General features: G+C 59.3%; 26 protein-coding genes and 6 tRNA genes. 30 read left to right on the forward strand and 2 right to left on the reverse strand.

The window, feature by feature from the left end:
• The first annotated feature begins 3 nt into the window (after window positions 1–3).
• The 18 genes from DWZ52_RS04275 to proC all read left to right on the forward strand — a co-directional run bounded on the left by DWZ52_RS04275 (window position 4) and on the right by proC (window position 13794).
• A complete protein-coding gene (locus DWZ52_RS04275) occupies window positions 4–237 on the forward strand; it encodes a hypothetical protein (protein WP_089572694.1) in 234 nt (77 codons plus the stop codon).
• Window positions 201–764: a hypothetical protein gene (locus tag DWZ52_RS04280; protein WP_128620524.1), complete on the forward strand. Its 564-nt coding sequence runs from the start codon at window positions 201–203 to the stop codon at window positions 762–764. Before DWZ52_RS04275 ends, DWZ52_RS04280 begins: the two co-directional genes overlap by 37 nt.
• A 1-nt stretch (window position 765) precedes the next feature.
• Window positions 766–984, forward strand: a complete 219-nt coding sequence (locus DWZ52_RS04285) for a hypothetical protein (RefSeq protein ID WP_117563704.1) — start codon at window positions 766–768, stop codon at window positions 982–984.
• On the forward strand, window positions 920–1456 hold the full coding sequence (locus tag DWZ52_RS04290; protein ID WP_117563703.1) for a TadE/TadG family type IV pilus assembly protein: 537 nt from the start codon (window positions 920–922) through the stop codon (window positions 1454–1456). The genes DWZ52_RS04285 and DWZ52_RS04290 overlap by 65 nt, the downstream gene beginning before the upstream one ends.
• Before the next feature lie 76 nt (window positions 1457–1532).
• Window positions 1533–3593: a hypothetical protein gene (locus DWZ52_RS04295; protein WP_117862864.1), complete on the forward strand. Its 2061-nt coding sequence runs from the start codon at window positions 1533–1535 to the stop codon at window positions 3591–3593.
• Window positions 3593–4069: a TadE/TadG family type IV pilus assembly protein gene (locus tag DWZ52_RS04300; RefSeq protein WP_117563701.1), complete on the forward strand. Its 477-nt coding sequence runs from the start codon at window positions 3593–3595 to the stop codon at window positions 4067–4069. Before DWZ52_RS04295 ends, DWZ52_RS04300 begins: the two co-directional genes overlap by 1 nt.
• Entirely contained in the window at window positions 4045–4425 is a 381-nt protein-coding gene (locus tag DWZ52_RS04305) for a DUF192 domain-containing protein (RefSeq protein WP_089572686.1), read from the forward strand. The genes DWZ52_RS04300 and DWZ52_RS04305 overlap by 25 nt, the downstream gene beginning before the upstream one ends.
• Before the next feature lie 320 nt (window positions 4426–4745).
• Window positions 4746–5033, forward strand: coding sequence for a ribbon-helix-helix domain-containing protein (locus tag DWZ52_RS04315; protein WP_199575474.1), 288 nt, complete (start codon window positions 4746–4748; stop codon window positions 5031–5033).
• Between the two features lie 123 nt (window positions 5034–5156).
• A tRNA-Phe gene (locus tag DWZ52_RS04320) sits at window positions 5157–5229 on the forward strand.
• A 391-nt stretch (window positions 5230–5620) separates the two neighbouring features.
• Complete coding sequence (locus DWZ52_RS04325; RefSeq protein ID WP_117640793.1) at window positions 5621–6682, forward strand: glycoside hydrolase family 5 protein; 1062 nt, start codon at window positions 5621–5623, stop codon at window positions 6680–6682.
• A gap of 6 nt (window positions 6683–6688) precedes the next feature.
• Window positions 6689–7567, forward strand: coding sequence for a 16S rRNA (cytidine(1402)-2'-O)-methyltransferase (gene rsmI, locus DWZ52_RS04330; RefSeq protein WP_118384981.1), 879 nt, complete (start codon window positions 6689–6691; stop codon window positions 7565–7567).
• A gap of 69 nt (window positions 7568–7636) precedes the next feature.
• A complete protein-coding gene (gene metG, locus DWZ52_RS04335) occupies window positions 7637–9238 on the forward strand; it encodes a methionine--tRNA ligase (protein ID WP_118384982.1) in 1602 nt (533 codons plus the stop codon).
• 110 nt (window positions 9239–9348) lie between these two features.
• Complete coding sequence (rsmA, locus tag DWZ52_RS04340) at window positions 9349–10209, forward strand: 16S rRNA (adenine(1518)-N(6)/adenine(1519)-N(6))-dimethyltransferase RsmA (RefSeq protein ID WP_118226168.1); 861 nt, start codon at window positions 9349–9351, stop codon at window positions 10207–10209.
• Window positions 10199–11116: a TatD family hydrolase gene (locus tag DWZ52_RS04345; protein ID WP_118384983.1), complete on the forward strand. Its 918-nt coding sequence runs from the start codon at window positions 10199–10201 to the stop codon at window positions 11114–11116. The genes rsmA and DWZ52_RS04345 overlap by 11 nt, the downstream gene beginning before the upstream one ends.
• Before the next feature lie 43 nt (window positions 11117–11159).
• Window positions 11160–11246 (forward strand) — tRNA-Leu (locus DWZ52_RS04350).
• A 288-nt stretch (window positions 11247–11534) separates the two neighbouring features.
• Window positions 11535–12473 (forward strand): SPFH domain-containing protein, encoded by a 939-nt coding sequence (locus DWZ52_RS04355; RefSeq protein ID WP_118384984.1) that lies wholly within the window; start codon window positions 11535–11537, stop codon window positions 12471–12473.
• A 6-nt stretch (window positions 12474–12479) separates the two neighbouring features.
• Window positions 12480–12950, forward strand: coding sequence for a 23S rRNA (pseudouridine(1915)-N(3))-methyltransferase RlmH (gene rlmH, locus DWZ52_RS04360; protein WP_118384985.1), 471 nt, complete (start codon window positions 12480–12482; stop codon window positions 12948–12950).
• Between the two features lie 73 nt (window positions 12951–13023).
• Window positions 13024–13794, forward strand: coding sequence for a pyrroline-5-carboxylate reductase (proC, locus tag DWZ52_RS04365; RefSeq protein ID WP_117637378.1), 771 nt, complete (start codon window positions 13024–13026; stop codon window positions 13792–13794).
• 158 nt (window positions 13795–13952) lie between these two features.
• On the opposite strand, the gene DWZ52_RS10005 is transcribed toward proC, so the two are convergent.
• On the reverse strand, window positions 13953–14126 hold the full coding sequence (locus DWZ52_RS10005) for a DUF6724 family protein (RefSeq protein ID WP_168170424.1): 174 nt from the start codon (window positions 14124–14126) through the stop codon (window positions 13953–13955).
• Between the two features lie 111 nt (window positions 14127–14237).
• On the opposite strand from DWZ52_RS10005, the gene serS reads away from it, so the two are divergent.
• From serS to DWZ52_RS04400, 7 genes are all read left to right on the forward strand, one after another.
• A complete protein-coding gene (gene serS / locus DWZ52_RS04370; protein WP_117563693.1) occupies window positions 14238–15521 on the forward strand; it encodes a serine--tRNA ligase in 1284 nt (427 codons plus the stop codon).
• Window positions 15522–15692: 171 nt separating this feature from the next.
• Window positions 15693–16070, forward strand: a complete 378-nt coding sequence (locus DWZ52_RS04375) for a hypothetical protein (RefSeq protein WP_117816968.1) — start codon at window positions 15693–15695, stop codon at window positions 16068–16070.
• Window positions 16071–16149: 79 nt separating this feature from the next.
• Window positions 16150–16226 (forward strand) — tRNA-Arg (locus tag DWZ52_RS04380).
• Between the two features lie 164 nt (window positions 16227–16390).
• A tRNA-Arg gene (locus DWZ52_RS04385) sits at window positions 16391–16467 on the forward strand.
• 189 nt (window positions 16468–16656) lie between these two features.
• Window positions 16657–16733, forward strand: a tRNA-Arg gene (locus tag DWZ52_RS04390).
• 185 nt (window positions 16734–16918) lie between these two features.
• Complete coding sequence (locus DWZ52_RS04395; RefSeq protein ID WP_117816967.1) at window positions 16919–19360, forward strand: lipopolysaccharide assembly protein LapB; 2442 nt, start codon at window positions 16919–16921, stop codon at window positions 19358–19360.
• A gap of 92 nt (window positions 19361–19452) precedes the next feature.
• A tRNA-Ser gene (locus tag DWZ52_RS04400) sits at window positions 19453–19543 on the forward strand.
• 131 nt (window positions 19544–19674) lie between these two features.
• Here the strand turns inward: DWZ52_RS04400 and DWZ52_RS04405 are convergent.
• Complete coding sequence (locus DWZ52_RS04405; protein ID WP_158572410.1) at window positions 19675–21015, reverse strand: D-alanyl-D-alanine carboxypeptidase family protein; 1341 nt, start codon at window positions 21013–21015, stop codon at window positions 19675–19677.
• A 197-nt stretch (window positions 21016–21212) separates the two neighbouring features.
• On the opposite strand from DWZ52_RS04405, the gene DWZ52_RS04410 reads away from it, so the two are divergent.
• The 5 genes from DWZ52_RS04410 (at window position 21213) to DWZ52_RS04430 (ending at window position 26372) form a co-directional block, all read left to right on the forward strand.
• Complete coding sequence (locus DWZ52_RS04410; RefSeq protein WP_117799972.1) at window positions 21213–21908, forward strand: response regulator transcription factor; 696 nt, start codon at window positions 21213–21215, stop codon at window positions 21906–21908.
• A 25-nt stretch (window positions 21909–21933) separates the two neighbouring features.
• Entirely contained in the window at window positions 21934–23172 is a 1239-nt protein-coding gene (locus DWZ52_RS04415; RefSeq protein ID WP_117776642.1) for a sensor histidine kinase KdpD, read from the forward strand.
• A gap of 103 nt (window positions 23173–23275) precedes the next feature.
• Window positions 23276–24151, forward strand: coding sequence for a phosphate ABC transporter ATP-binding protein PstB (pstB, locus tag DWZ52_RS04420; RefSeq protein WP_199577000.1), 876 nt, complete (start codon window positions 23276–23278; stop codon window positions 24149–24151).
• A 64-nt stretch (window positions 24152–24215) separates the two neighbouring features.
• The gene (locus DWZ52_RS04425) at window positions 24216–24944 is read left to right on the forward strand and encodes a response regulator transcription factor (RefSeq protein ID WP_089572665.1); all 729 of its coding nucleotides are present in this window, start codon (window positions 24216–24218) and stop codon (window positions 24942–24944) included.
• 3 nt (window positions 24945–24947) lie between these two features.
• Window positions 24948–26372, forward strand: a complete 1425-nt coding sequence (locus DWZ52_RS04430) for a cell wall metabolism sensor histidine kinase WalK (RefSeq protein ID WP_118384987.1) — start codon at window positions 24948–24950, stop codon at window positions 26370–26372.
• The last annotated feature ends 139 nt before the right edge of the window (window positions 26373–26511 follow it).

Raw genomic sequence — 26511 nt, forward strand, 5'->3', positions numbered from 1 at the left:
TACATGAACACGATGACTGACGCTGCTGGCAAGGTCCAGGGCTGGGCGTTTTGCCGGGCGGCACATGTTCGTCAGCGCGCCAAGGAACTATTGCAGGAGGAGAGCGCACAGGGTACCACCGAGTATGCCATCTTGGTCGGCGTGCTCGTGGTGATCGCGATTATCGCCATCGTCGCATTTAAGGGCAAGGTCCAAGATCTATGGAACGCTATCAGCGAGGGCATCAACAGCCTGTAGAGGGCGAGCGCCCCATCGGGGTGCTGCTGGTGTTTGCTTGCCTGACCGTGGCGATAGCGGCGGTGCTTTGGGGGCTTAACGCCGCGCGGCAGCAGCGTCCTGGGACCGCCTCCGATTTGGGCTCAGATTCGGCGGTGGCGTCTCAAAAAGATGAGATGCGAGATGCGGACGATTCGGATGTCGCTGTCACGGCGCAAACCTTTCTGCGGACGCTCGACAAGCGGTCTGGCACTGCGACGGATTCGCCTGAGGGCAACGCGATTGCGGTCCGGCTTGCATGGTCCGAGGACCGACCGATGACCGAAGCGGCGGCGGATATGCTGCGTGCCTATCGCGAGGTACCCACGGCGCAACTTGCTCTGAGCGGCTATCTCGACATCAAGGGAAACGTGTGGGGCGCCATCGTGCGCGACGAACGCGGCTGGGTCGATATGGTGACAATTGCCGCGGATGCTGGCGATGCTTCGTGTCGTCTGCGCGCCGTGCGCCTGAGCCCGCAGGCAACGGACTCAAAGGAGGGATCGTGAAATGCATGATGTCCTGCGTGAGGAATCTGCCCAGGCGACGGTCGAATACGCCATCGTCACGGTGGCGCTGTTATCGATCGTGCTGGCGATCGCGGGACTTTGGCGTGCCGGCACCGATGGGCGCTTGGCGGCGCTGGTTGAGCGGGCGGCATCCCATGGCGTTGCCTCGACGTCGGTTATCGACGCCGCTGCGGCCGCTAAGGACATCGCGTTGTATTGATGCCGCGCGCGAGGACCGGGCGCAGTCTACGGTCGAGGCCGCTTTTTTGCTGCCGACGTTTCTGACACTCATCCTTCTCGCGCTGCAACCGGTGTGCCTGCTCTATACGCGCGCGGTCATGGAGTCTGCCGCCGCCGAGACCGCGCGGCTCATGACCACGACGACGGCGGAGGACGACGATCTTAAGGAGTTCACCCGCCGCCGACTTGCCGCAGTGCCCAACGTTTCGATCTTTCATGCCGGCGGGCCGTTGTCGTGGGATATCGAGCTTGGCCGGGCCGGTGCGGGTGGCGTCTCGTCCGTGTCCGTTTCCGGCGAGGTCAAGCCGTTGCCTGTGATCGGTGCGTTTGCGCAGGCTATGGGTGGTACCGCCGAGGGCGGCTACGTTGAGCTCAAGGTCGATGTCTCGTATCAATCGCGTCCCGAATGGCTGGAGGGAGATTATGATTCGTGGATTGCTGCATGGGATTAGGCGCTGCCTGTTGCGGGTGACGCAAGGGTTTGCGGCCCGCCGTCGACCAGGCGCTCTCCGCAAACGAGGCGGCTTTATGGGTCGAGCCGGTGTCGATCTGTTTATCGAAGACGGCGCCTATACCACGCTTTCTTCTGCCGTGGTCATCCTAGTGGTGCTCACATTGTTGTTTTCGTCGACCGCGGCGATATGGAGCATGTCGCGTGCCGGGGATACTCAGGTGGCGGCTGATAGTGGCGCGCTGGCGGGTGCCAACGTAGTGTCGTCCTATCACACGGCTGCCACGGTGGTTGATGCGAGCATCTTGAGTCTGGGGCTGGCGGGGTTTGCCACGATCGGGACGGGCCTGGTCGCCATCCTCATCCCGGGTGCCGAGCCGGTTGCCGGCAATATGGTCGACACCGGGATTGAGATCATTAAAACGCGCAACAAGTTTGCCAAAAGCGCATCGGAAGGCTTACAGAAAATCGAGACGGCTCTGCCGTATCTGATCGCCGCGCGTGCCACGCAGGCGGTGTCGGCGCAGGATACCGATAGTGTGACCTATACCGGTACGGCGCTTGCCGTGCCCAGGACATCCGAGTCTGACTTCGCTGCGCTCGAGGGGTCCGAGATCTCGACTGATGCCATTAAAGACACATCAGATGATTTAGAGTGTGCGGCCGAGGAGCTGCGGAAGGCTTCTGAGGACACGGCGAAGGCTAAAGAGCGTGCTTGGCTGGCGGATTGTGGTGGGTCTGACAAGGGCTCGGTCGGCAGCTGTTCTTGCATGTGGGAGCGTGCGAAAAGCCTAACGGATCTCTCCGGTGTTCAAAATCCGCATTACTCATCGAGCGTTACGTGGGAGCCCCAAGTTGCCCTTGATCGCGCGAAGGACTACTACCATTGGCGTCTGACAAATGAGAAGCCCCACGGCTCGAGTGTCGAGATGAAGGCAGAGTCTGCGGCGCGTAAGGCGTTTTATACCTATGCGAGCGCGGAGGTCGATCGGGCGCATATAACCGAGAACGGAGACAGGGTTTCCTCCTATATTCCGCTGCTGCCGCGCAACTCTGATGAGGTTCGGGCGACGGAACTCTATACCGATGCGGTGTGGCCGACTAGCGTGAACGATGACAAGGCGTATCTGCATTACGGGACGACCTGCCCTAACTATAAGAAAGGGACGCCGAGCGGATTTGCTTCGGTTGCCGATTACGATGGACAGGATAAATGCAGCAAATGCCATTTTGGCGTTTTGTCGCTTGGTGCTGTTGCGGCGCCTTCAACCTCTATCGAAAACGGCTTCGAATATCACTTCGACGAGTTCAAAAAGGCCTTGGAGGAATACGTCAAATGTCGGAACAAAGAGCTTGAGCTCATGCGTCAGACCGAGGATGAGGCCGACCGTGCGAGCAATGCGTTTGACCAGGCCATTAAAGCGCTTTCGGGCGAGCGTCCGCGTATCGCTCCGCCCGGTCGCAACGGCGTGGTTGCCTTTGCGGTTTCGGGTGCCATCTCGAGCCCCGATGAGCTCAACTCTTCGTTTAACACGGCAGTCAGGCTTGGCGATCGCGGTGCCATCTCTGCCGCGGTGCTGGCGCCCGATGAGGCGACGGCGCAAAACAACGTGCTTTCGCGATTTTTCTCGACATTGAAGGAACGCTCGGGTGGCGTTGCCGGCGTACTCGATGGCGTCATGGATGTCTGGGGACGGCTGCTTGTGGGATACGGAGACATCCAAGGTTCGGCCGACGAACTTATGGACGAGATGATTAAAGGCCTAGGAGGGGGCAGCGGCGCGTTGGGCTCCATCGCATCGTGGCTCGGCGATACCGTTTCGGCGTCCGTGGCGGCGCTGGGTTTGGAACCGTGCGACTTGCGCCTGCGAAAGCCGGTGCTGACTGATTCCGCCAACGTCATTAAGAGCCCGGGGTCTGACATTGCTGGTCTCTCTCAAGCGCAAGACAAACTGCGAAGTATTCCGTTGGGCGTGACCGATCCCAAGGCGCTTTGCGAGGCGTTGGAATATCAAGTCGAACGCACCATCAGCGGTACGGTGTTCACGCTTGCGGAGATTCCTCTGCCCGGCGGCGGCTCCATCCCGCTCACCGTCGATGTCGCCACGCTGGTTGGCGCTCTGGGCGGTGGGTCGTAATGAGTATCCGCATGCGTCTGCGCGAGGAGCGCGCCCAAGCGACGGTGGAGATAGCAGTGGTTACGCCCGTTTTGCTGGTGCTGGCACTCATCGTATACAACGTCATGATCTATGCCAGCGCTGTCGCGCGCTTCGACCGCGTGGTGCCCGACATCGTGTTGGCGCACGCCGTGGCGCCGAGCGGGGAGGGCGACGAAAGCTCTGTCGATGCCTCGGCGACGGTCCGGACTCAAATTCTGAATGCCATGGAAGGCTATGACTTGCAGATCGAAGTGTCGAGCGAGCAAGGCGCGGAGGCATCGGATGGTGGCCTGCTCTCCCTATCCGGTACGTTTAGGACCTACACCTGCACCATGCACTATGAGCCGTGGCCGACTTCTCTCAGCATCGCTGGCGTTCCGCTGGGGGCGCCGACAACGTTGTCGCACGAGCGCGCGGTGACGGTCGATCCATGGCGTCCGGGGGTGGTCATGTGACCGCGGTCTCGTCCTACATCGCCTACGCGCGGGCACTCAATAGGCTGGGCTGGACGCCGGCCGAGTTTGCGGTGGCGGAGTCGTTTGCCGTGCGCCTGCGCGGCATGCTGGGACGGTGTCCGGTTGCCGCCAACGGTCTGCCGCTCGTCATGGCATTTCCACGCTGCTCTTCGGTCCATACGTGTTTTATGGCCTATCCCATCGATATCGCCTTTATCGATGCACGTGGCTATGTCCTCGTATGCTACGAAAACGTACGTCCCTGGCGTATGTGCTCCTGCCCCGGCGCCTGGGCCGTACTAGAGCGTCCTTCAATCATTGTTTCGACCCCTGCTCTCCAACGCGTGCCGGCTTAAGGATTGGCGACAGCGGACTTTCGTCATACGAAATTGGGTAAGATGGAGGAGAAGATGCATGGATGTTGAGATCCATCCCAACGCTAAAAAGCACCTGACGGAAAAGCAGGTGCTTAGCGCTTGGCTTGCGGTTACTGAGTGCATTCGTCGCGAGCCGAAGGACGAGCCGCCGAGATGGCTTGCGATTGGATGGCTCCCAGACGGACGAAGCGTGGAGCTTGTCGCGGTCGAGCTTGTCCGTGGGGGCTTATCATTCATGCCTTGTCTCCAGTCCAGAAGAAATTTTGGCAGGAGATTGAACGGGCTCGGCAAAGGGGTCGATGATGGGCAAGACGTATACGGCCGCTAATGGTCAGGTTGTAACGGATGAAATGATTGACGCGTGGTGCGAGTCGTACGAGCGCGGAGAGTTTCCGGATGGCGAACACACCGTTGGTGGGATCGTGCATGGACGGCCCCCACTCTCAGGTGAGGGGACGGCAACGCTGTCGGTCAAGATTCCTCTGGGAATGAAGGAGGCCATTCGTCGACGGGCGGCTGCCGAGGGGATGACGCCAAGTGAGTTTGCCCGTGCGGCTCTGAGCGAAAAACTTCTTGCTGCCGGCTGATGCCTCTGACGTGCCGATTTATAGAACCGAGGCTGTGCTCAAAAACTTTTTTAAAATTCTCGGTTGACCGGAACGCGTCCTTGGTTATACTAATCAAGCCTTGAAACAAGGCACACCTCAAATGGCTGGGTAGCTCAGTTGGTAGAGCAGAGGACTGAAAATCCTCGTGTCAGGGGTTCGATTCCCTTCCCCGCCACCTTGAATTGACTAGGACCTCTGCAAAGGGGTCCTTTTCTTTTATATGGCTCCTGCACGGAATCGAACCCCGTGAGGGCGCGGAGCTGAGTAAACGCGTAAGCGTTTGCCAGCGCAGCTCGCAAGGCGCGCAAGCGCCGCAGCGGTCCGTCCGCGCAGCGCGCGGACGCGATTCCCTTCCCCGCCACCTTGAATTGACTAGGACCCCTGCAAAGGGGTCCTTTTCTTTTATCGAGGGCTCTGCGGAAAACGCATCCCAGACATTCCTCCCGCTTTTGCGCCACTTTTCAGACCGTTCGCTCGCCTGTCCGCACGCGCGGGTATACTCAAAACGATACTTTTCCTATGCAATACGATGCAGGCTCGACCTGCATGATTCGAAGGGGGCAGTGATGGAGAGGATACTCGGTGTTAATCTCTCTGGCTGGTTTATTCCCGAGCCTTGGGTGACCCCGTCGCTGTATGCAGCGACCGGTGCATCCAACGCGGCCGAGCTGCAGGAGGCTATGGGCACCGCCGCCTATAACGAGCGCATGCGCCGTCATTACGAAACGTTTGTGAGCGAGGACGATTTTCGCCGCATGGCGCAGATTGGCCTCAATGCCGTGCGTCTGCCGGTGCCCTGGTATGCCTTTGGCTCGCAGGAGTCCGATGCGTCCTACATCTCGGTTGTCGATTACATCGACCGCGCGATTGAGTGGGCTGCCAAGTACAACATCCGCGTGCTGCTCGATCTGGCAACCGTGCCAGGTGGCCAGGGCGATTCCAACGATTCGCCCACCACGCCGGAGGCTGTTGCCGAGTGGCATTCGTCCACCAACGGTCGTCATGTCGCACTCGACGTGCTCGAGCGCTTGGCCGATCGCTACGGCGAGGCCGAGAGCCTGCTGGGCATTGAGCTGCTGGATACGCCGCAGATGAGTGTCCGCAAGAGCCTCTTCACCATGACGGATGGCATTCCGGCGCACTACCTGCGCAATTTCTATCGCGATGCCTACGAGCTCGTCCGTTCGTATATGCCCGAGGATAAAATCGTCGTCTTCTCGTCGTCGGGGCATCCCAGCGAGTGGAAGCATTTTATGCGCGGCGCCAAGTACAAGAACGTCTACATGGACCTTCACCTGTACCATTACCGCGACGAGTATGCGCTCGACATCACGAGCCCTCGCGGGCTGACGACGGCGATTTCGCGTAACAAGCGCGAGCTTAAAGAAGCGATTTCGACTGGGTTCCCCGTGCTGGTGGGCGAATGGTCGGGCGCGGCGATCTTTGCCAACTCGTCGGTTACGCCCGAGGGCCGCAATGCCTACGAGCGCGTGTTTATCGCCAACCAGCTGGCTTCGTTTGCGCCGGCTGCCGGTTGGTTCTTCCAAACGTGGAAGACCGAGAAGCGCATTGCAGCATGGGACGCCCGCGCGGCGCTCGGTACGCTCGAGCGCGGCATGATTGAATAGGTTGATATGACGCAAAACAGCGCCCATACGGGCAAACTCTATGTGGTCGGCACGCCCATCGGCAACCTAGGCGACCTGTCCCCGCGCGTTGGCGAGGCCTTTGCCGCCGCCGATGCCATTTGCTGCGAAGACACGCGTGTGACGTCAAAGCTGCTGATGCACCTGGGCATTTCCAAGCCGCTTGTCCGTTGCGACGAGAATGTGATCGCTAGCCGCGCTGCCGGCCTGGTCGACCGTCTGCTGGCGGGGGAGACCCTCGCCTTTGCCTCGGACGCCGGCATGCCGAGCGTGTCCGATCCCGGCCAGGCGCTGGTCGAGGCGGCGCGTGAGGCCGATGTACCCGTCGAAGTTATTCCCGGGCCCTCTGCTTGCGTCACGGCGTTTGTTTCGTCCGGCATTCCCTGCGAGCATTTTTTCTTCGAGGGCTTTTTGGGCCGAAAGCACGGCGACCGTGTGCGCCGTTTGCAGCGCCTTGCCGTGGTGCCCGGCGCACTCATCTTCTACGAGTCTCCACATCGCATCGTGGCGACGCTCGAGGCCGTGGCGGAGGTCTTTCCCCAGCGTGAGGTTGCCGTCTGCCGCGAACTCACCAAGCTGCACGAGGAGGTCTTGCGCGGGCTCGCTGCCCAGCTTGCCGAGGAACTGCGCGCTCGCGGCGAGGTAAAGGGCGAGATCGCGCTGGTCATCGCGCCGCCGAGCGAGGATGAGGAGGCCGGTATCGTGCCGGTCGGCGCCACGGCAGCGGATCCCGACGAGGCCCTGCGCGAGGATATCCGCGCCGCGCTCGAGGAGGGGGAGCCTGCGTCTGCGGTGGCCAAGCGCCTGTCTCAGAAGTATTCGCGCCGCAAGCGCGATGTCTATGCCATGGTGCTCGATATGCAATAGATGGAGGATATCCAGCCCTTGCGCTAGAATCATCCTCTGTATGCAACGTTTTTCTGGAGGACAAACCCCATGGATCAAAGCAAGCCTTCGTTCTTTATCACGACGCCCATCTACTACGTCAACGCCGATCCGCACCTGGGCACGGCTTATTCCACCATCATCGCCGACGTTCAGGCTCGCTATCGCCGTTCCGCCGGCTATAACGTCAAGTTCCTGACCGGCATGGACGAGCATGGCGAGAAGGTCGCCGAGGCCGCAGCCAAGCATGGCATGACGCCGCAGGAGTGGACCGATAGCCAGGCCCCGCACTTCAAGGAGCTTTGGAGCAAGCTCGAGATCTCCAACGACGACTTCATCCGCACCACCGAGCCGCGCCAGCATCATGCCGTGCAGTACCTGTGGGAGCGCATGAAGGAGTCCGGCTATCTGTATAAGGGCAGCTACGACGGTTGGTATTGCGTGCCTGACGAGACCTACTTCACTGATACGCAGGTCCAGAAGGGCGACGAGGAGTACGGCAGCGTCGGCCAGCACCTGTGCCCCGACTGCCACCGTCCGCTTGAGCGCGTGCAGGAGGAGTCCTACTTCTTTAAGCTTTCCGCCTTCCAGGACAAGCTTCTCAAGCTCTATGACGAGCACCCCGACTTTGTCGAGCCTGCGTTCCGCATGAACGAGGTTCGCAGCTTTGTCGAGGGCGGCCTTAACGACCTTTCCGTGAGCCGTACGAGCTTTGACTGGGGCATTCAGGTCCCGTTTGACGAGGGTCACGTGACCTACGTGTGGTTCGATGCGTTGCTCAACTATATGACGGCCGTCGGCTACGGTGTCGACACCGACGAGGCCCGTGCCGAGCTGGCCTATCGCTGGCCCGCGCAGTTCCACATCGTGGGTAAGGACATCATCCGCTTCCACTGCGTCATTTGGCCCGCGATGCTCATGGCCATCGGCGAGGCCCTGCCCGAGCACGTCTTTGCCCACGGCTTCCTGACCGTGCGCAATGCCGAGACCGGTAAGGCCGAGAAGATGTCCAAGAGCCGCGGCAACGCCATCGCTCCGCAGGATGTTATCGACATGCTGGGCGTCGAGGGCTACCGCTATTACTTTATGACCGACGTGGTCCCCGGCACCGACGGCGCCATCAGCTTCGATCGTATGGAGCAGGTCTACAACGCCGATCTGGCCAACAGCTGGGGCAACCTCATTTCGCGCTCGCTCAACATGAGCGCAAAGTACTTTGACGGCTGCGCGCCCGCCAAGCCCGCATCGTTCGATGCGTTCGACAACCCGCTGGCAAAGATCGCCGATGGCCTGGTCGACCGCTACATGGCCAAGATGGACGTGCTCGATTACGGCGGAGCCAAGGATGAGGTCATGGAGCTCATCCACGCCGCCAACCACTACATCGAGGACTCCGAGCCCTGGGCACTTGCCAAGGACGAGGCCAAGGCTGACGAGCTGGCGTTTGTGATCTACAACCTGCTCGAGGCCATCCGCATTGCCGCTCACCTGCTGATGCCGCTCATGCCTCAGACCTCTGCCGAGGCCCTGCGCCGCCTGTCCTGCGAGAACGAGGCCGCGACCGACGACCTCAAGGGCATTTGCGCTTGGGGCCTGCTTGCTGGTGGTCAGCCCGTCGAGAAGGGCGATCCGCTGTTCCCGCGTCTGGCGTAGAGACCGCGCGAGCGCCATATCGGCAATTTGCTGTTTAGATGTAAGGGCATGGCCGCAACGGTCCATGCCCTTTCGTTTCAAGACGCCGCCATCATGCTAAGGAGGCAACTATGACAACTTCGCCTTTGGCAAACCCCACGGCAACAAGGGAGCTGCTGGAGGAGTTTGGCCTTGCGACCAAGCATCGCCTGGGCCAGAACTTTCTAATCGACAATCATGTGATCGAGCGTATCTGCGAGCTTGCCGAGTTTGCAGGTGACGAGCGCGTACTCGAGGTGGGTCCGGGTTGCGGTACTTTGACACTTGCGTTGCTGCAGGAAGCGGCGTGCGTTACGTCCATTGAGGCCGATCCTGAGCTCGAACCGGTGCTCGACGCCCACGCCGCCGACTATGCCAACTTCCGCTTTATCATGGGCGACGCGCTTAAGGTGGGCCCGGAGCAGATTGAGCAGGCTGCGGGCGGTGAGCCGACGGTATTTGTCGCGAACTTGCCTTATAACGTGGCGGCGACGATCATTTTGCAATTTTTCCAGACGATGCCGGCGCTCAAGCGCGCCGTCGTCATGGTGCAAAAGGAGGTTGCCGATCGCATTGCCGCAGTGCCGGGCAACAAGACCTATGGCGGCTATACGGCAAAGCTTGGCCTGTATGCGCAGGTAACGGGTCGCTTTGAGGTGCCGCCGCGTTGCTTTATGCCGGCGCCACACGTGGACTCGGCCGTCGTGCGTATCGACCGTGTTGACGGTGTGGTGCCCGAAGGACTCGATCGCGAATTTGTGGCCCGCGTGATTGACGCTGCATTTGCTCAGCGTCGCAAGACCATCCGCAATTCCATGAGCGCCAACGGCTTTGCCAAGGACGTGCTCGATGCCGCCTTTGAGGCTTGCGGTATCGCACCCACCACGCGCGCCGAGACGCTCGGCGTCGCCGACTTTGTGTGCCTGGCTCGGGAGCTTTCCCATGACGCTTAATGCCGAACGCGTGACGTTTACCAAGAAAAAGAAGACGGTTGCTTGTCCCGTGCCCTTGGCACCGCTTGCCGACACACATGCGCATCTGCTTTCGTTCTGGGGCAAGGATGTGCCCGAGACACTCGTGCGTGCCAAGGCGGCAGGCATCGACCTGTTGGTGACGGTCTTCGACCCCATCGTCGACAAACGCAGTGTGACGGACTATAGCGACTGGCTGACGCGCGAGATTCTGCCGATGCAGGGTATCCCGCAGATCAAGTATCTTGCCGGCGTGCATCCGTATGGCGCGCCGGACTATACCGACGACGTTCACGCACAGGTCGTTGCCGCACTCGATGACCCCTTATGCGCCGGTATTGGCGAAATCGGCCTGGACTACCACATGGGCTATGACGACGATATCGCGCCGGCACCCCATAACGTGCAGATTGACTGCATGGCGCGCCAGCTCGAGCTTGCCGTGTGCCATAACGTGCCGGTGGAGCTGCATCTGCGTCACGAGGACACGGACCAGGAGCGTACCTCGCACGTGGACGCCTACAACGTGCTTCGTGAGGTGGGCGTGCCCCAGGCCGGTTGTGTGCTGCACTGCTTTGGCGAGGACCGCGCCACGATGGAGCGCTTTGTGGAGCTGGGCTGCTATATCGCCTATGGTGGTGCGGCCACCTTTAAGCGCAACGACGACGTGCGCGAGGCATTTGCGGCAACCCCACTCGATCGAATTTTGTTCGAGACGGATTGCCCGTATATGGCTCCGGAGCCCATCCGTGGTCTTGAATGCGAGCCGGCAATGATTTCTATCACGGCAAACACGCTGGTCAACGATCGTGTCGATCGTACCGGCGAGGATGCTGAGGCAATCGCGCGAGCGGCTTGGGAAAATGCCTGCAAACTTTTTCAAAAATAGTTCTTGCGTTCGCGATGGCGCTCCGTTATTCTAATTCCTGCACGCGGGCGTGGCGGAATTGGCAGACGCGTACGGTTCAGGTCCGTATGGGGGCAACCCCATGAAGGTTCAAGTCCTTTCGCCCGCACCATTAAATGAAAGAGCTCCCAGCAATGGGAGCTTTTTTTGTTACGGGCCCATCGCTGGGACTTGAACCTGCGAAGGAGCGAGCGTAAAGAAAACGCAGAGCGTTTTTAGCGAGCTGGCGAGTCCGCCGGCAGGCGGGCGAAGCCGGTGCGGATCCGCGAAGCGGATACGCGGACGTCCTTTCGCCCGCACCATTGATTGAAAGAGCTCCCAGCAATGGGAGCTTTTTGTTATGCACGATCTCCTTGGACGGGTATCCTAATGGCAACGTGTGCCTATCAGAGGAGAGACCATGCTGTTTTCCGGTATCATCGCCGCCCTTACCAGCCTTTTGATTCCCATCATCATCCTGTTGTTGCTGCTCCCCAACGCCTGCTACGTCGTTGAGCAGCAGCACGCTGTGATCATCGAGCGCTTGGGTAAGTTCAATCGTATCGTCAACGCGGGCTTCCACGTGAAGGTGCCCGTGATTGACCGCAAGGCCGCCACGGTGAGTCTGCGCACCATGAAAAATGGTTTTGGCATCGACGTTAAGACCCAGGACAACGTGACCATTGGCCTTGAGGTCTCCGCTCAGTACCACGTGAGCTATGACATGGGCGCCGGCCCGGCAGATTCGGGCATCTACAAGAGCTACTACATGCTGCAGGAGCCCGTCGACCAGATGCGCGACTTCATCACCGACGCCCTGCGCTCCTCCATCCCCGTCTACACACTCGATGAGGTCTTTGCCAAGAAGGATGACATCGCCAAGGATGTCAACGCTACCGTTTCCGAGCAGATGGCCGCCTACGGCTTCACCCTCGTGTCGACGCTCATCACCAAAATCGCACTGCCGACCGAGGTTGAGAACTCCATGAACGACATCAACGCCGCCCAGCGCAAGCGCGCTGCGGCACAGGAGCTCGCCGAGGCAGACCGCATCAAGCGCGTCACCGAGGCGACCGCCGAGGCTGAGGCTATGGAAAAGGCGGGCGAGGGCATCGCCAACCAGCGCAAGGCGATCGCGCTGGGCATCAAGGACTCGCTCGAGATTATCCAGGAGACGGGTGTTGGCAACGATGAGGCCAACCAGCTGTTCATGTTTACGCAGTGGACCGAGATGATGACGGAGTTCGCACGTACGGGCAAAAACTCGACGGTCGTGTTGCCGAGTGACTTCTCGCAGTCGGCCTCTATGTTCGAGCAGATGCTGGCTGCCGGTAAGGTTCAGAACGAGTCAAAGGAGTAGGCACGCGTGAAATACACCGTCGTTTGTGTTGGCAAGCTCAAAGAGCGCTTTTGGAAGGATGCCTGCGCTGAGTACACGAAGCGTCTGGGCGCCTATGCCAAGGTGGATATGCGCGAGGTGGCCGATATCGACCCGGCCAAGGCGGGCGGTGTGGATGCCGCGCGTGACAAGGAAGGGGCGGCGATTCTTGCTGCCTTGCCGTCTCGAGCGCATGTGATCCTGCTGGCTATCGAGGGCAAGGAGCGTTCGAGTGAGGAGCTCTCGGCGAGGCTCGACGATCTTATGCTGCGAGGCAGCAGCGACATTGCCTTTGTAATCGGCGGTTCGGACGGCGTGAGTGATGAGGTGCGCGCCCGCGCCGACGAGATGCTCAGCTTTGGACGCATTACTTTGCCGCATAACCTGGCGCGTGTGGTGCTGCTAGAGCAGATTTACCGTGCCTGCAAGATCAGTCGTGGCGAGCCGTATCACAAATAGGTCGGCAATACGAAACAATGGCGTGGGACAATACCTTTCGTTTTGAGGAATGTGTCTGAAAGGACTATGAGATATGAAGATTGGATTTGTCGGTTTTGGCAATATGGCGAGCGCTATGGCCGATGGCTGGATCGCTGCCGGTGTAGCTGCGAGCGACATGTGCGCCTGCGCGGGTCGCTACGACGCACTGGTTGAGCGCTGCGAGGCGCGCGGCATGGTCGCCTGCCACGATGCCGCCGAGGTTGTCGCCGCATCCGATATCGTGGTCGCTGCGGTCAAACCGTACATGATCGAGAAGGTATTCGCCCCGCTCAAGGATGCTTTTGCCAAAAAGGTCGTTCTGTCGGTTGCCTGGACCTGGGACAGTGCCAAGTGGGAGCAGGTCCTGCCGGGCGTCGCGCATATCTCGACGGTGCCCAACACGCCGGTTTCGGTGGGCGAGGGCGTCATCGCCTGCGAGAAGGCTTCGACGCTTAACGACGAGCAGCGTGCTGTGGTGCTCGACCTGCTCGGTAAGCTTGGCGCTGTCGTCGAGCTCGACACAAGCCTGCTGTTTGTGGGCGGCACGGTGGGTGGTTGCGCTCCGGCGTTTGTCGCCATGGCAATCGAGGCCCTGGGCGATGCGGCGGTCAAGCACGGTATCCCGCGTGCGGATGCTTATCGCATTGTGAGCCAGATGGTGCTGGGTACGGCAAAGCTGCAGCTTGCAACTGGCCAGCATCCTGCGGCGATGAAGGATGCCGTATGCTCGCCCGGTGGTGCCACCATCAAGGGCGTCGTTGCGCTCGAGGACGCCGGCATGCGCAGCGCCCTGGTCAAGGCAATCGACGCAACCCTCCAGTAAAACCGACCAAAAAAGGGACAGGTTTATGTTGGCAGGTTTTTCCTGCGGTTTTGTCCTTTTAGCGAAAAGTGCCCCGCAACTGGCTCAATTCCAGTTGCGGGGCACTTGCGTTTGCCCAGATAAAACCGACCAAAATAAACCTGTCCCTTTTTGGCAGGTTAGTCCCAGAAGCTGTCTTCTTCGTCCTCGGACTTGGGGCCGCGGTCGACATACATCTTATGGGTGCGCTTCTCCATTACAAAGGCAATAATCGCAAACAGCAGGATGCCGCCGGCGAAAAGGATGGCAAAACCGGTGCGGGTGCCAAACAAAAAGGAAAAAACTGCGTCCATTGGGTGCCTTCTTGCGTAGTTGAGTTGGGTCGTAAACGCTCATAAGTATATACTTGCCCATACATGTACAAGGTTGCAACCTAAATGGAATGTATATCGCCGGAGGATCTAATGCTTGATATCAAGTTTGTTCGCGAGAACCCCGATGCCATCGATGTCGCCATGGCTAACCGCCAGACGTCTTGGGATCGCGAGAAGTTCTTTGAGCTCGACGACGAGCGTCGTGCCGTCATCACCGAGGTCGAGGAACTTCAAGCCACGCGCAATGCCGAGTCCAAGAAGATCGGCGCCCTGATGAAGGAGGGCAAGAAGGACGAGGCTGAGGCCGCCAAAGAGGCCGTGCGCGCCGTCAACGAGAAAATTGACGGTCTGGCCGAGCGCCGCACCGCCCTCGAGCAGGAGCAGTACGACTTCATGGCTCACCTGCCCAACATTCCTTGCGAGGCCACGCCGTACGGCAAGGACGAGGACGAGAACATCGAACGCCGTCGTTGGGGCACCCCGCGCGAGTTCGACTTCGACTTTAAGCCGCACTGGGATCTGGGCACCGACCTCGACATCCTTGACTTCGAGCGCGGCAACAAGCTCTCCGGCAGCCGCTTCACCGTTCTCGGTGGCGCCGGCGCCCGTCTTGAGCGCGCCCTCATCAACTTCTTCCTCGATACGCACACCAGCCGTGGTTTTAAGGAGTGGTGGCCGCCCATCGTCGTCAAGCGTCAGACCATGTTCGGCACGGGCCAGCTGCCCAAGTTCGAGGACGACGCCTATCACGTCTCGGGCGACAACTTCCTGATCCCCACCGCCGAGGTCGTGCTCACCAACCTGCACGCCGGTGAGGTCCTCGACGCCGATACCCTGCCGCGCCGCTACACCGCCTTCACCCCCTGCTTCCGCGAGGAGGCCGGCTCCGCTGGTCGCGATACCCGCGGCATCATTCGCCAGCACGAGTTCGACAAGGTCGAGATGGTCAAGTTTGCCAAGCCGGAGGAGTCCGACAAGGAGCTCGAGAGCATGACCGCCGAGGCCGAGTTCCTGCTGCAGCAGCTGGGTCTTCCGTATCGCGTGATTAGCCTGTGCACCGGCGACCTGGGCTTCTCTGCCCGTCAGACCTACGACGTCGAGGTCTGGCTGCCGAGCTACAACGCCTACAAGGAGATCAGCTCCTGCTCCAACTGCGGTGACTTCCAGGCCCGTCGCGCCAACATCAAGTATCGCGACCCCGAGAACTTCAAGGGTTCGCGCTATCTGCACACCCTCAACGGTTCCGGTCTGCCGGCTGGCCGTACCATGGCAGCCATTCTGGAGAACTACCAGAACGCTGACGGCACCATCACGATCCCCGAGGTTCTGCGTCCCTACATGGGCGGCCTCGAGAAGATCGAGCCGGTCGCGTAACTTGGCTGCATAGGGGATTTGCGAGGGCGCTCCTTTTAGGGGCGCCCTTTTTGTGTACGGCTATACCATGCCGTGTGGACAGCTCGATAGAAAACACACGAACAAGTGTTCTGTGTACGTGCATCTACCTGCTATGCTTTTGCTAACTAAGAGCAAGAGAAAGGGGATGTGATGGAGCTGTTCGACGAGCGGGTTGTTTTGTTCCAGCGCGATGAGGGCGAGGAGTACCTGCTGGTAACGTGCGAGCCGTCGGGTATGGGTGGCTTGGTGGTTCGGCAGACGAGTGAGGGACCATTGACGCAATGGTGCTATGAAGAGTCGCCGCATGTGGTCGAGACCTTTGTGACGCACGAGGGGCTTGTGGCGCTTGAGCGGTTTTATGAGGTGGGAACTTCTAACCAGGTGGCGCGCATGCTGAGTATCTCGTTTGCCGACTACGACTGCGCCCAACGGGTGCGTTCGCTTTTGGGGGAGCTTGGCGCCGGGTTCGATGTGATTGAGAAGCCAATCGATCGCACAAGAAGCGCTGATGCTTGTGGTGCAGCGTGACAAATTGCGGCCCGCGCAAAAAAAGTTTGAGATTTTGCTTGACTCTAACGAACTAAAGTGGTTTTATATGTCTTGCGCTGCGGCGTTACCTCAGCTGGATAGAGGGTCTGACTACGAATCAGAACGTCATAGGTTCGAATCCTATACGCCGCACCAATTGAAATTGAAAGCCTCCGGCAACGGGGGCTTTTCTTTTATGGCAACACCGCATGGATTCGAACCTCGGTCGAGGCACGAACAACTTAATTATCACTCCGTAAAATTTTTTCTAATTGTCGCTTGACCCATCGGGGGCTCGCGTGCATAATAATCCGTGCGTTGCGGCGTTACCTCAGCTGGATAGAGGGTCTGACTACGAATCAGAACGTCATAGGTTCGAATCCTATACGCCGCACCAACTGAACTTTAAAGCCTCCGGTAATGGAGGCTTTTCTTATATGTCGACATACTTGAGGAGTTGCTTTCGCCGTGTTTGAAAGTATCGAGTCGATCGACTGCATCAAATGATTAAAAATCAAATTCGATAACTTTTTTTGAAAAAATGCTTGACCATTATTCAGTCCCTGTGCATAATAATCAACAAGTTGCGGCGTTACCTCAGCTGGATAGAGGGTCTGACTACGAATCAGAACGTCATAGGTTCGAATCCTATACGCCGCACCATTTGAGATTAAAGCTCCCGGCAACGGGGGCTTTTCTTTTACGTAAACACCGCATGGATTCGAACCTCGGTCGAGGCGCGGGCGTAAAGCGGACGATTTCCTGTCGACTCGTGTAAGATTCCGAGTAGATGTCGCGACTAATTCGCGACCACTCCTTCTTCAAGCGACCGATCAGGGTGATACTTCGTGGCAGAGCGTCCGACATACAAGCTCAGGTTTCTCGATCCCAAGAAGCGCTTTCCGGCGATGCCCGAGCAGCCAGCGGGACGCTCGTATGGCGTGGTCTGGAAACTCTTTGGCGAGGATCAGCATGAATCTTGTTATGTCGTCGAATTCGTTGGCAAAAGTCGTGTGTCGCTTTTGGGCTACGTAAGCGTTTCGGGTGAGGTGTACAAGGTGGACCGTCCCGTTAGCGAGGCTCCGCTGCCCAACGATCCCGACATGGAACTGGTCCTTGACGAGTCGGATTCCAGTATTGGTGAGATTATGGTAAGGGAAGCCAACGGTGCAATGCACGCGTGCGCACAAACTTCCGGCTCTCCCGAAGGCCCCATGCGCGAGCAGTCCGACCGCGCGACATGGAATTCGACCCGCGCCCTTCCTTACGGCGAGTTCATGGCCTCGATGTTCTTGCGCTACGTGATATTTGCCAACTCCGAAAGCGCTATTGCGAACACGGCGGGCGTCGACGGTCTCGATGCGGACATGCAAAACGTTGTCGACAAGATCAAGCTCGTAAAGTTACCCGAGCCGGTCGAGGTGTTTTTGGGCTTTAACACGGCACCGCTCCCCGATGCTATCGAGACGCTGCTTTACCGCGTTGACCATGCCGAGAATCCGAGCGGTATCGAGCGTTATGCCGCCGCCCTTATGAGCGAGGTCGACTTGCCCCATCTACGCACCATTGCCGCCAAGTCCGAAATGAGCCTAGCGCGCATCGACCGGTCAAAGCTGTTCTATCTCAATTTTGATCGCAGCTTGCTGGACCAGGACGAGATTGACATGCTGCTTGCCATCGAGTGCCGTCTCAACCGCCTCTCCGGCATCCTTGAGCGCATCGGGGCCGGATTGGTCCCCGCGGCATCCTCGCCGAGCCTTGAAGGCTGTGCGCTCTTTGATTCGTGGCATATCGCCAAGACGACCAACGATGTTCCCCGACTGCTCGATACAACCTCGAGCGACAACCCGTGGTCCAAACCGGGAACGGTGGCTTGTCAGCCGGGCGGTGAGTGGGATGTGCGTACCCGCTTCGCACGTATTGTCGAGGCACTTAACGTGGTCACGCGGCTCGACTATACCTATCGGGCAAACGTTGCCGAGGGGATCATGCTCGTTCGGTTTGGGCAGTCTGTCGTTGATGCCATGCCGCAACGTGAATACGACGCTCAAGATGACGCCTGGCGCGAGTTGGACGAGGACGCGCGTGCGATCTGGGCCGCGGAGCACGATGCGCGCGTGGCGCTCACGCTTGCAGCAGCGTGTTTTGCCGCGGGCACCTGCATCACGCGCTGCTATGTGCAGATTGCTGCTCCCGACAGTGAGCAGGGCGAGCGCGTTGTTGCAACGTATTTCTTTGGGCGCGCGGCCTATCTGGCCGATTGCGTGCCTGTCGCCAAGGATCTTGAGAGCATGGACATGGACGATATGCCGTGCAAGCGTGTGCTTGAGGCATATGAGGCAACCGCTCCGGAGACGATTGAGCCGGCGGAGGTTCATGCTCGTCCGCGTGATGACCATCGCATGCTGCCGCCGGCGCTGCGCGATCTGCTGCTTGCCGATACGGCTGACGAGCTGGAGGTCATGGAAGAGGACGACGACCCATACGTGGCCCGTGTTGTTGAATTGCGCGAGCAGGCAAAAGTCGACCGTACAGGTGCTTTTGAAGGCTTTTCCCGTCTTGTCGAGGAGTTGGAGGCCAAGTGCGCCGTCGCCGAGCTTTTGGCGACAGGTCCGGTTCAAACGCAGTTTTGCGATAACCAGCTGGTGCGCATGGTGCTACCGGTGTTGGAAGAAGACCGCTCTGTGCGAATCCTTCGTGCGCCCGATGCGCTGTACTTTGCCCAGCACGAGATCTGCAGCTTTTACGCCGAGCAAGAGGACTTTGAACGAGCACTGCCCGAGGTGCGCCATCTTTACGATCTGGCGCGCTCGTCCATGCAGTCGCACTTTGCGCTCATCAACGTGCTTGCGCGTCTGGAGCGCTTTGACGAGATTATCGAGGTGGCGCGCCACGGCCTACGTATTGCCAGCGATCGTTCTGCAATCGGCTACCTGTTCTATCGCTTGGCGTTTGCCTATTGGAATTGCGATCAGCTCGACCTGGCGCTGGCTTGTTACCGTCTGGTGCCGCGCGGCGAGGAGTCGGGCAGCAGCGCGCTGGAAGAAATGCAGGGCCTTATGAACGAGATGGGCGTCAGCGAGCCTCCGACGTTCGAGGAAGCGGTCGAGACCATCCACAGGGCTGGACTAGAGCTGCCGCCAGTGTCCGCCGTGACGAATCAGCTGGCAGATGCCGCTGTGCAACTGGTCGACAACGGTTTCTTTTTCCTGGCGCGCGGTTGTATCTTCCAAATGTGGCGCACCATGGGCAACGACGAGCTCGGCTCCCTCAACCGCTCGCTGGGGTAGGCGAAGCTTTCAAGAAGGAAAGGCTGCTAGGCAATTAGAAAATTTCCTCTTGCTCATCCTTGGCTGTTTGGTTACTATAGAACGGCTGTTACGGAGAGCTGACCGAGAGGCCGAAGGTGCTCGCCTGCTAAGCGAGTATGCCCCAAAAGGGCATCTGGGGTTCGAATCCCCAGCTCTCCGCCAGTATGACTTGAAAGAAGGGTCCCATTTGGGGCCCTTTTTTGTGCGGAGAAAGGAGGCTGGGGATTCGAACCCTCAAAAAAAGAGGCATCCTTTCGGACGCCTCCTTTCAGTGGACTTATTATTCTTGCGCCCTACACCTCGGGCGCCTTGGCGACGGTCTCGCTTTCTGCCGTGAGTGGGCGGTTGTCGATGCGACGGCCCAAGCGATCGAGCTTCACGAGTAGCCATTCAATGGGATTCGGCCCTGCGCCTTCCTCGTCGGCAACTAGGTCCATGACGGCGATCTTGGTGCCGTCCTGCTTGAGCGTGATGCTGCCCACCTTGTCGCCCACGTGCACCGTGCCCGAAAGGTCGTCGTAGCTAACCTTCTCGGTCACCTCGTCGGCAAGCGAGAACACGGTTGTCTGAGCCGCGGGATCGGCGAGCGTGGCGTCGATCGTCTTATCGGTCCAGTCGGTCTGGCTAATGCGTGCCATAAGCGGGTTGCCGTTGGCGGTCTTTTCCTGCGTGTTGGCGATTGCGACCGTCACCTTGTGACCGTAGTACCAATTGGCAAGGGTTGCGGTATCGGTAAAGCGCTGGTCGGTGGTGGTGGAGTTCAAAACGACGGTGTAGATCTCGTCGCCATCGCGGTTGTAGGCACCCGTAAAGCAATAGCCTGCATCGTCGGTGGTGCCGGTCTTGCCACCGATGTTGCCATCTTGGCCCAGCAAATAGTTATGCGTGTCCATGGAATGCGAATGGTCGGTGTCGTCGGCGCCCGTGACCTCGATCCAGGAATCCTCGCTCGCTACGACCTCACGGATCGTGTCGTTTTTCATAGCCTCCTGCATCATCAGCGCTACGTCGTGTGCGGTTGAGTGCATATCGCCAGCCCACTCATCAAAGTTCAGACCATGCGGGTTTTCAAAAAGCGTACCGGTGCAGCCGAGCTTCTTAGCGCGCTCGTTCATGGCCTTCACAAATGTGGCCTCGGCGTCTTTGGTCTTAGGGTCGATCTTCTTGCCCACATATTCGGCGAGCACGATGGCGGCGTCGTTGCCCGAGGGAATCATCAGGCCGCGCAGTGCCTGCTCCACGGTAAGCTTGTCGCCTTCGAGCAAGCCAGCGGTCGAATTACCCACGGTGGCTGCGGCGTTGCTCACCGTGACCTTCTCGTCCATCTTGCAATTCTCGACGGTTAGGATTGCGGTCATGACTTTGGTGATCGAGGCAATCTTGACCTGCTCATCGGCGCCGCGCCCATAGTAGACGGTGCCGTCTTTGCCCATGACGAGGGCATTGGTCGCATCGATATCGGGCAGGTTTTCGGCCGTGATGCCGCGCGCATCGGCGGTTTTGCCGCAAACATTGTCGGTCGTGAGCACTTGGGCGCCGGCGACGGTGGGCGCGCCAGCGGCAAGGGCGATAGCGCAGACAAAGCCGGCGGCAAGCTGGGCTGAGCGCTTTGCAAAAGAGGTGAGGGACTTCACGGATTTCGCTTTCGACGGGATGGTCTCTTCTGGAACTAGAGTATATCGTTTGCCGGCGTCGGCGATCATCGCGTGCGTGCGTGGCCCACATCCGCTCCCGAACGGGCACAAGGGTGCTTAAGGCCGACTTAATCACCCACGCTTGTTGTGTGTGGCGTGCGTCGCCTCGGGCATAATGGAGCGCGAGAGGAGCACGCATGAACGAGCGCATTTTGGTAGTTGATGACGAGAAAGCCATCGCCGACCTGGTTGGTATCTACCTTACAAAAGAGGGCTTTGATGTCCAGATTGCCTATAGCGGGGCCGATGCTGCCAAGGCAATCCTGGAGCAGGAGTTCGATCTGGCACTGTTGGATGTCATGCTGCCCGATATCGATGGCTTTGAGCTACTGCGTACGATCCGTTTCAGCCATACCTATCCTGTGATCATGCTGACGGCGCGCGATGCCCAGCAAGACAAGATCGAGGGCCTTTCGCTTGGCGCGGACGATTACGTGGTTAAGCCGTTCCGTCCGCTGGAGCTCATCGCGCGCGTGCACGCTCAGCTTCGCCGCTACACCAGCTACGGTAGCCGCTCGCAGGCGGCCGAGTCGCCGACCATCCAGCTCGACGGCCTGGAGATCAACCGCGATGCTCGTTCCGTAACGGTGGACGGTGCACCGGTACGCCTCACGCCCATCGAGTATTCCATCTTGCTGTATCTGGTTGAGCATCGCGGCAGCGTGGTAGCCGTGGAGGATCTGTTCCGCGCGGTGTGGAACGAGGATTTTATGCCCGGCTCCAACAATACGGTGATGGTGCACATTCGCCACCTGCGCGAAAAGATTGGCGACGACGCTCAAAAGCCGCGCTTTATCAAAAACGTCTGGGGCGTCGGCTACATAATCGAATAGCGCCTTTGATGGTGGGGAAGTGGATATGACAAAAGACGATAGGCAGGCATTCGAGGTGCCCGATCGACTCTTTGAATACGTACGGGCAGTCGTCGACAACCGCGCGCTTGCGACGGTGCTGCTCTTTTTGCTGAGCCTGCTGCTGATTGGCATCGACAACATCGCCGGAGTCTTAGCGGTGCTGCTTGTCGGCTTTTTGCTGATCGATCGATTCGAAATCGTGCGCCGTTGCGTGGTGATTGGCGGTGCCGCGTGGGCCATGACGTTGGCGATTGGCGCCATGGCGCTCGGCGGCATCGAAGGGCCGGTGTTGTTCGATGCCGGCTTTGTATTCAACATGCTTGGCTTTGTGCTGGCGCTTGCCGTGTGCGTGCTGTTCTTTTGCGGCCGCGCCCTGTACTACCATGGCTACGAGCAGGGCGAGCAGCATGCCGATTGTGTGCTGGCCGCTCGTATTCAAGATCGCCTGATCGATCACCCCGACACCTGGGATAACATCGACGGCGACTTCTTGGAGGTCGAGGGCGCCCTTAACCGCGTGCGTGACCGTGAGCGCAAGGTGCAGCAAGCTCTGCGTGACGAGTCGCATCGCAAGGACGATTTGGTCACGTACTTGGCACATGACCTACGCACCCCGCTTGCCAGTGTGGTGGGCTATCTTTCGCTGCTGCAAGAGGCTCCTGAGCTGCCGGTTGAGCAACGTGCGCGCTTTACGGGCGTGGCACTCGACAAGGCGCACCGGCTCGATGCGCTCATCGAGGAGTTCTTCGATATCACGCGCTTTGACTTCCACGATATCGTGCTCACGCGCGGCTATGTTGATCTGGGGTTGCTGCTGGCTCAGGTGGCTGACGAGTTCTATCCCATCCTCAACGAGCAGCATAAGGAAGCCCAAGTTGATATTCGCGAGGACCTGACGGTGCTCGTGGATGGCGACAAGATGGCCCGCGTGTTCAACAACATCATGAAAAACGCCGTCGCCTATAGCTACGAGGGCTCGACTATCACGATTGAGGCCAGGCGCCAAGACGATGGTGGCGTGCGCGTGCGCTTTATCAATCAGGGCGATCCTATCCCTGCGGCTAAGCTCAAGGTAATCTTTGAGAAGTTCTATCGCCTGGATGCGGCGCGTGCGACCAATCGCGGTGGTGCCGGTTTGGGCCTTGCTATTGCCAAGGAGATCATCGCGGCACACGGCGGTACCGTTGCATGCGAATCGACGCCCGAACACACGATATTCACCATCGAGCTGCCCGCCGCATAGCTAGCGTGCCCTTACAAACACTTGACAATGTGCTCACGTGCGTATGAGCCGCGATTCCTACTATCGATACTGCTGAATTGATATCGATATGGAGGTGTGCGGTATGACGGCTGCTGCGGCTGTGGAGCCCACGGAGCTTGAAGAACTCATGGAAGCGCAGGCCGAGGCCGCGCATGAGCGCGAGGTTGGGGATGCGACTCGCCCCACGGCAGAGGATCTTGCCGCCTCGCCGACGCGCATCGACGTCGAGGGCCTCGACCTGTTCTATGGCGACCACCATGCGCTCAAGGACGTGAATATCAAGATCCGCGACAAGCAGATCACCTCGTTCATCGGGCCTTCGGGCTGCGGAAAGTCCACGTTGCTGCGCTGCTTTAACCGCATGAACGACGGCATCAAGGATTGCCGCATCGAGGGCAAGATTGCGCTCGATGGTCAAGATATCCTGGGCGATTGCGACATCTGCCGTTTGCGCCAGCGCGTGGGCATGGTGTTCCAACGCCCCAACCCATTTCCCATGAGCATCTACGACAATGTCGCCTACGGTCCTCGCGGTATGGGTGTGCGCGACCGTGCCGTGCTCGATGAGCTGGTCGAGGACTCCCTTCGTCGCGCTGCGCTATGGGATGAGGTCAAGGACAAGCTCAAGGAGCCGGGCCTGGGTCTTTCGGGTGGACAGCAGCAGCGCCTGTGCATCGCCCGCGCACTTGCCGTGCAGCCCGACATTCTGCTGATGGACGAGCCGACCTCGGCGCTCGACCCCGTGTCGACGCTCGTGGTGGAGCAGCTTGCCTGCGAGCTCAAGGAAACCTGCACGCTGGTGGTCGTGACGCACAACATGCAGCAGGCCGCGCGTATTTCCGATTCGGTTGCGTTCTTTTTGCTGGGTGAGCTGGTGGAGCACGCGCCTACCGCGCAACTCTTCAAAAATCCGTCCGATCCGCGCACGGCGGATTATTTGACGGGGCGTTTTGGCTGACGCTGTCTTTTACAGGTGCTTTTAGGGTTAAGATGCGGTCATATCGGCCGCAAAGGGGTTCAACATGATCTATTACGTCGAGGACGATGACAACATCAGGGATTTGACGGTCTACGCGCTGCGCAAGCAGGGAATCGAGGCCGAGGGCTTTTCGTGCGATGGCGAGTTTAAAGCTGCCGTGGCGCGACGGGTGCCCGATGCTGTGCTGCTCGATATCATGCTGCCCGACACCGATGGCTTGGCGATTATGCGCCGCCTGCGTGCCGATCGCCTGACGGCGACGGTGCCCATCATGATGCTTACCGCCAAGGACACCGAACTCGACAAGGTGATGGCGCTCGATGGCGGTGCCGACGATTACCTGACTAAGCCGTTTTCGCTCATGGAGCTTGCGAGCCGCTGCCGCGCACTGCTGCGTCGCGGCGGCATGGTCAAGCAGGCGAGCGATGTGCTCAGCGTGGGCGACATCGTGCTTTCGCCTAGCCATCGCGAGGTGACCGTTGCCGGCGAGCCGCTTAAGCTCACCCTGCGCGAGTTCGACCTGCTCGAGTACCTCATGCGCAAGCCCGGCGTGGTCTTTACCCGCGAGTCGTTGCTGCAGAGCGTGTGGGGCTGGGACTTCGACGGCGGTTCGCGCACCGTTGACGTGCACGTGCAGACGCTTCGCCAAAAACTGGGCGAGCATGCCAGCGCCATCGAGACCGTGCGCGGCGTGGGTTATCGCCTGGCCGAGCCTTCGGCCGGTGATGGTGCCGAAGGCGACGACACCGCGGCCACCGCATCGGAGGAGTAACCCGTGGTCTTCGCCCCCCAGGGAAAACATACGCTGTCGCACCGCGTTTTTGTGACGATCTTTGTCTGCGCCATGGCGGTTATCGTGGCGTTTACGGTGCTGGGTGCGTTCTTTGTGCAAAACACTTTGGCGGATGCCACGAGTGCCAATCTGGCGCAGGAAACCGAGCTCATTGCTGCCGCCCTCGACGAGCAACAGGAGCCCATTCCGTTCTTGCGAAGCCTCGATCGCGAGGATCTTCGTATCACGCTGATCAATAAGGACGGATCTGTTGCCTACGACAACGAGGCGTCGCCTTCCACACTGCCCAACCATGGCGATCGCCCCGAGGTCATCGAGGCCTTTGAGAGTGGTTCGGGTTCCGCGGAGCGCGCAAGCTCTACACTCGACGAGATTATGCTGTATCGCGCCGTCACCCTTGATAACGGCCAGGTCGTTCGCTTGGCGCAGGCCCAGCCTGGCGTTGCGGCGATTTTGCTGTCGATGCTGGCGCCGATGCTGCTTATCGCAGCAGCGGGTGCAGTACTCTCGTTTTTTATGGCGCGCCGTGAGTCCCGTGCCATCATCGCGCCGTTACAAGAGGTGGATTTGGATCACCCACGCCGTAGCTATGAGCACGCCTATGCCGAGATGGTTCCCATGCTTGAGCGCATCGAGTCGCAGCGCCAGGAACTCAAGCGCCAAATGGCGGTGCTAGCGGACAACGACCGTATGCGCCGCGAGTTCACGGCGAATATCACCCATGAGCTCAAGACGCCGCTTACGGCGATTTCGGGCTATGCCGAGCTCATCGCAAATGGCATGGTCGAGGGCGAGGACGACCTGCGCAACTTTGGCGGTCGCATCTATCGTGAGGCGGGCCGCTTGGCAGCGCTTGTCAACGACATCCTTACGCTGTCTAACTTGGACGAGGCCGAACGTGCGACTGAAGGCGAGACAGTGCCCATTGGTTCCACGGAGCCTATTGAGCTCTCGCGTGCGATCTACGCGGTTGAGCAGCGTCTTGAACAGGTCGCCCGTCAAGCGAATGTGACGATAAGTCATGAGACCAAGCCTGTGGTCATCGAAGGCGTGTCGCGCTTGATCGACGAGCTCATCTATAATCTGGCAAGCAACGCCATCCGCTACAATCGACCCGGCGGTACGGTTACGTTGCAGTGCGGCACCAACGACGAAGACCATCCGTTCCTCGCTGTCGCCGACACGGGAATCGGTATCGCGCCTGAAGAACAGGGCAAGGTATTTGAGCGGTTCTATCGCGTGGACAAGAGTAGGTCCAAGGCACGCGGCGGAACCGGCCTGGGGCTTGCCATTGTCAAGCATGCGGCCCTGTATCATCACGCCACGCTCGATCTGTCGAGTGAGTTGGGCGTGGGAACCACCATTACGGTGACGTTTCCCATGCAGCAGGACGAGCCATTCGCATAGCGATACAACATAGATATTGATGTAGACGCCGCATTTGACTTTCGGGTGCGGCGTTGTTGCGCAATTTTACGATTGCTTCCGACATTTTTACAGGAGAGCCTGTTTCTTATGTATAGAGTTTGGTCTCGGTAAAAAGATG

Origin of the sequence: Collinsella sp. AF33-16 (assembly GCF_003475325.1) — a bacterium.
In the GTDB taxonomy this organism is placed as follows: domain Bacteria; phylum Actinomycetota; class Coriobacteriia; order Coriobacteriales; family Coriobacteriaceae; genus Collinsella.

Coding starts and splice junctions, on each gene's coding strand:
- DWZ52_RS04275 (WP_089572694.1), top strand. CDS start 4: ATGAACACGATGACTGACGCTGCTGGCAAGGTCCAGGGCTGGGCGTTT.
- DWZ52_RS04280 (WP_128620524.1), top strand. CDS start 201: ATGGAACGCTATCAGCGAGGGCATCAACAGCCTGTAGAGGGCGAGCGC.
- DWZ52_RS04285 (WP_117563704.1), top strand. CDS start 766: ATGCATGATGTCCTGCGTGAGGAATCTGCCCAGGCGACGGTCGAATAC.
- DWZ52_RS04290 (WP_117563703.1), top strand. CDS start 920: ATGGCGTTGCCTCGACGTCGGTTATCGACGCCGCTGCGGCCGCTAAGG.
- DWZ52_RS04295 (WP_117862864.1), top strand. CDS start 1,533: ATGGGTCGAGCCGGTGTCGATCTGTTTATCGAAGACGGCGCCTATACC.
- DWZ52_RS04300 (WP_117563701.1), top strand. CDS start 3,593: ATGAGTATCCGCATGCGTCTGCGCGAGGAGCGCGCCCAAGCGACGGTG.
- DWZ52_RS04305 (WP_089572686.1), top strand. CDS start 4,045: ATGGCGTCCGGGGGTGGTCATGTGACCGCGGTCTCGTCCTACATCGCC.
- DWZ52_RS04315 (WP_199575474.1), top strand. CDS start 4,746: ATGATGGGCAAGACGTATACGGCCGCTAATGGTCAGGTTGTAACGGAT.
- DWZ52_RS04325 (WP_117640793.1), top strand. CDS start 5,621: ATGGAGAGGATACTCGGTGTTAATCTCTCTGGCTGGTTTATTCCCGAG.
- rsmI (WP_118384981.1), top strand. CDS start 6,689: ATGACGCAAAACAGCGCCCATACGGGCAAACTCTATGTGGTCGGCACG.
- metG (WP_118384982.1), top strand. CDS start 7,637: ATGGATCAAAGCAAGCCTTCGTTCTTTATCACGACGCCCATCTACTAC.
- rsmA (WP_118226168.1), top strand. CDS start 9,349: ATGACAACTTCGCCTTTGGCAAACCCCACGGCAACAAGGGAGCTGCTG.
- DWZ52_RS04345 (WP_118384983.1), top strand. CDS start 10,199: ATGACGCTTAATGCCGAACGCGTGACGTTTACCAAGAAAAAGAAGACG.
- DWZ52_RS04355 (WP_118384984.1), top strand. CDS start 11,535: ATGCTGTTTTCCGGTATCATCGCCGCCCTTACCAGCCTTTTGATTCCC.
- proC (WP_117637378.1), top strand. CDS start 13,024: ATGAAGATTGGATTTGTCGGTTTTGGCAATATGGCGAGCGCTATGGCC.
- DWZ52_RS10005 (WP_168170424.1), bottom strand. CDS start 14,126: ATGGACGCAGTTTTTTCCTTTTTGTTTGGCACCCGCACCGGTTTTGCC.
- serS (WP_117563693.1), top strand. CDS start 14,238: ATGCTTGATATCAAGTTTGTTCGCGAGAACCCCGATGCCATCGATGTC.
- DWZ52_RS04375 (WP_117816968.1), top strand. CDS start 15,693: ATGGAGCTGTTCGACGAGCGGGTTGTTTTGTTCCAGCGCGATGAGGGC.
- DWZ52_RS04410 (WP_117799972.1), top strand. CDS start 21,213: ATGAACGAGCGCATTTTGGTAGTTGATGACGAGAAAGCCATCGCCGAC.
- DWZ52_RS04415 (WP_117776642.1), top strand. CDS start 21,934: ATGACAAAAGACGATAGGCAGGCATTCGAGGTGCCCGATCGACTCTTT.
- pstB (WP_199577000.1), top strand. CDS start 23,276: ATGACGGCTGCTGCGGCTGTGGAGCCCACGGAGCTTGAAGAACTCATG.
- DWZ52_RS04425 (WP_089572665.1), top strand. CDS start 24,216: ATGATCTATTACGTCGAGGACGATGACAACATCAGGGATTTGACGGTC.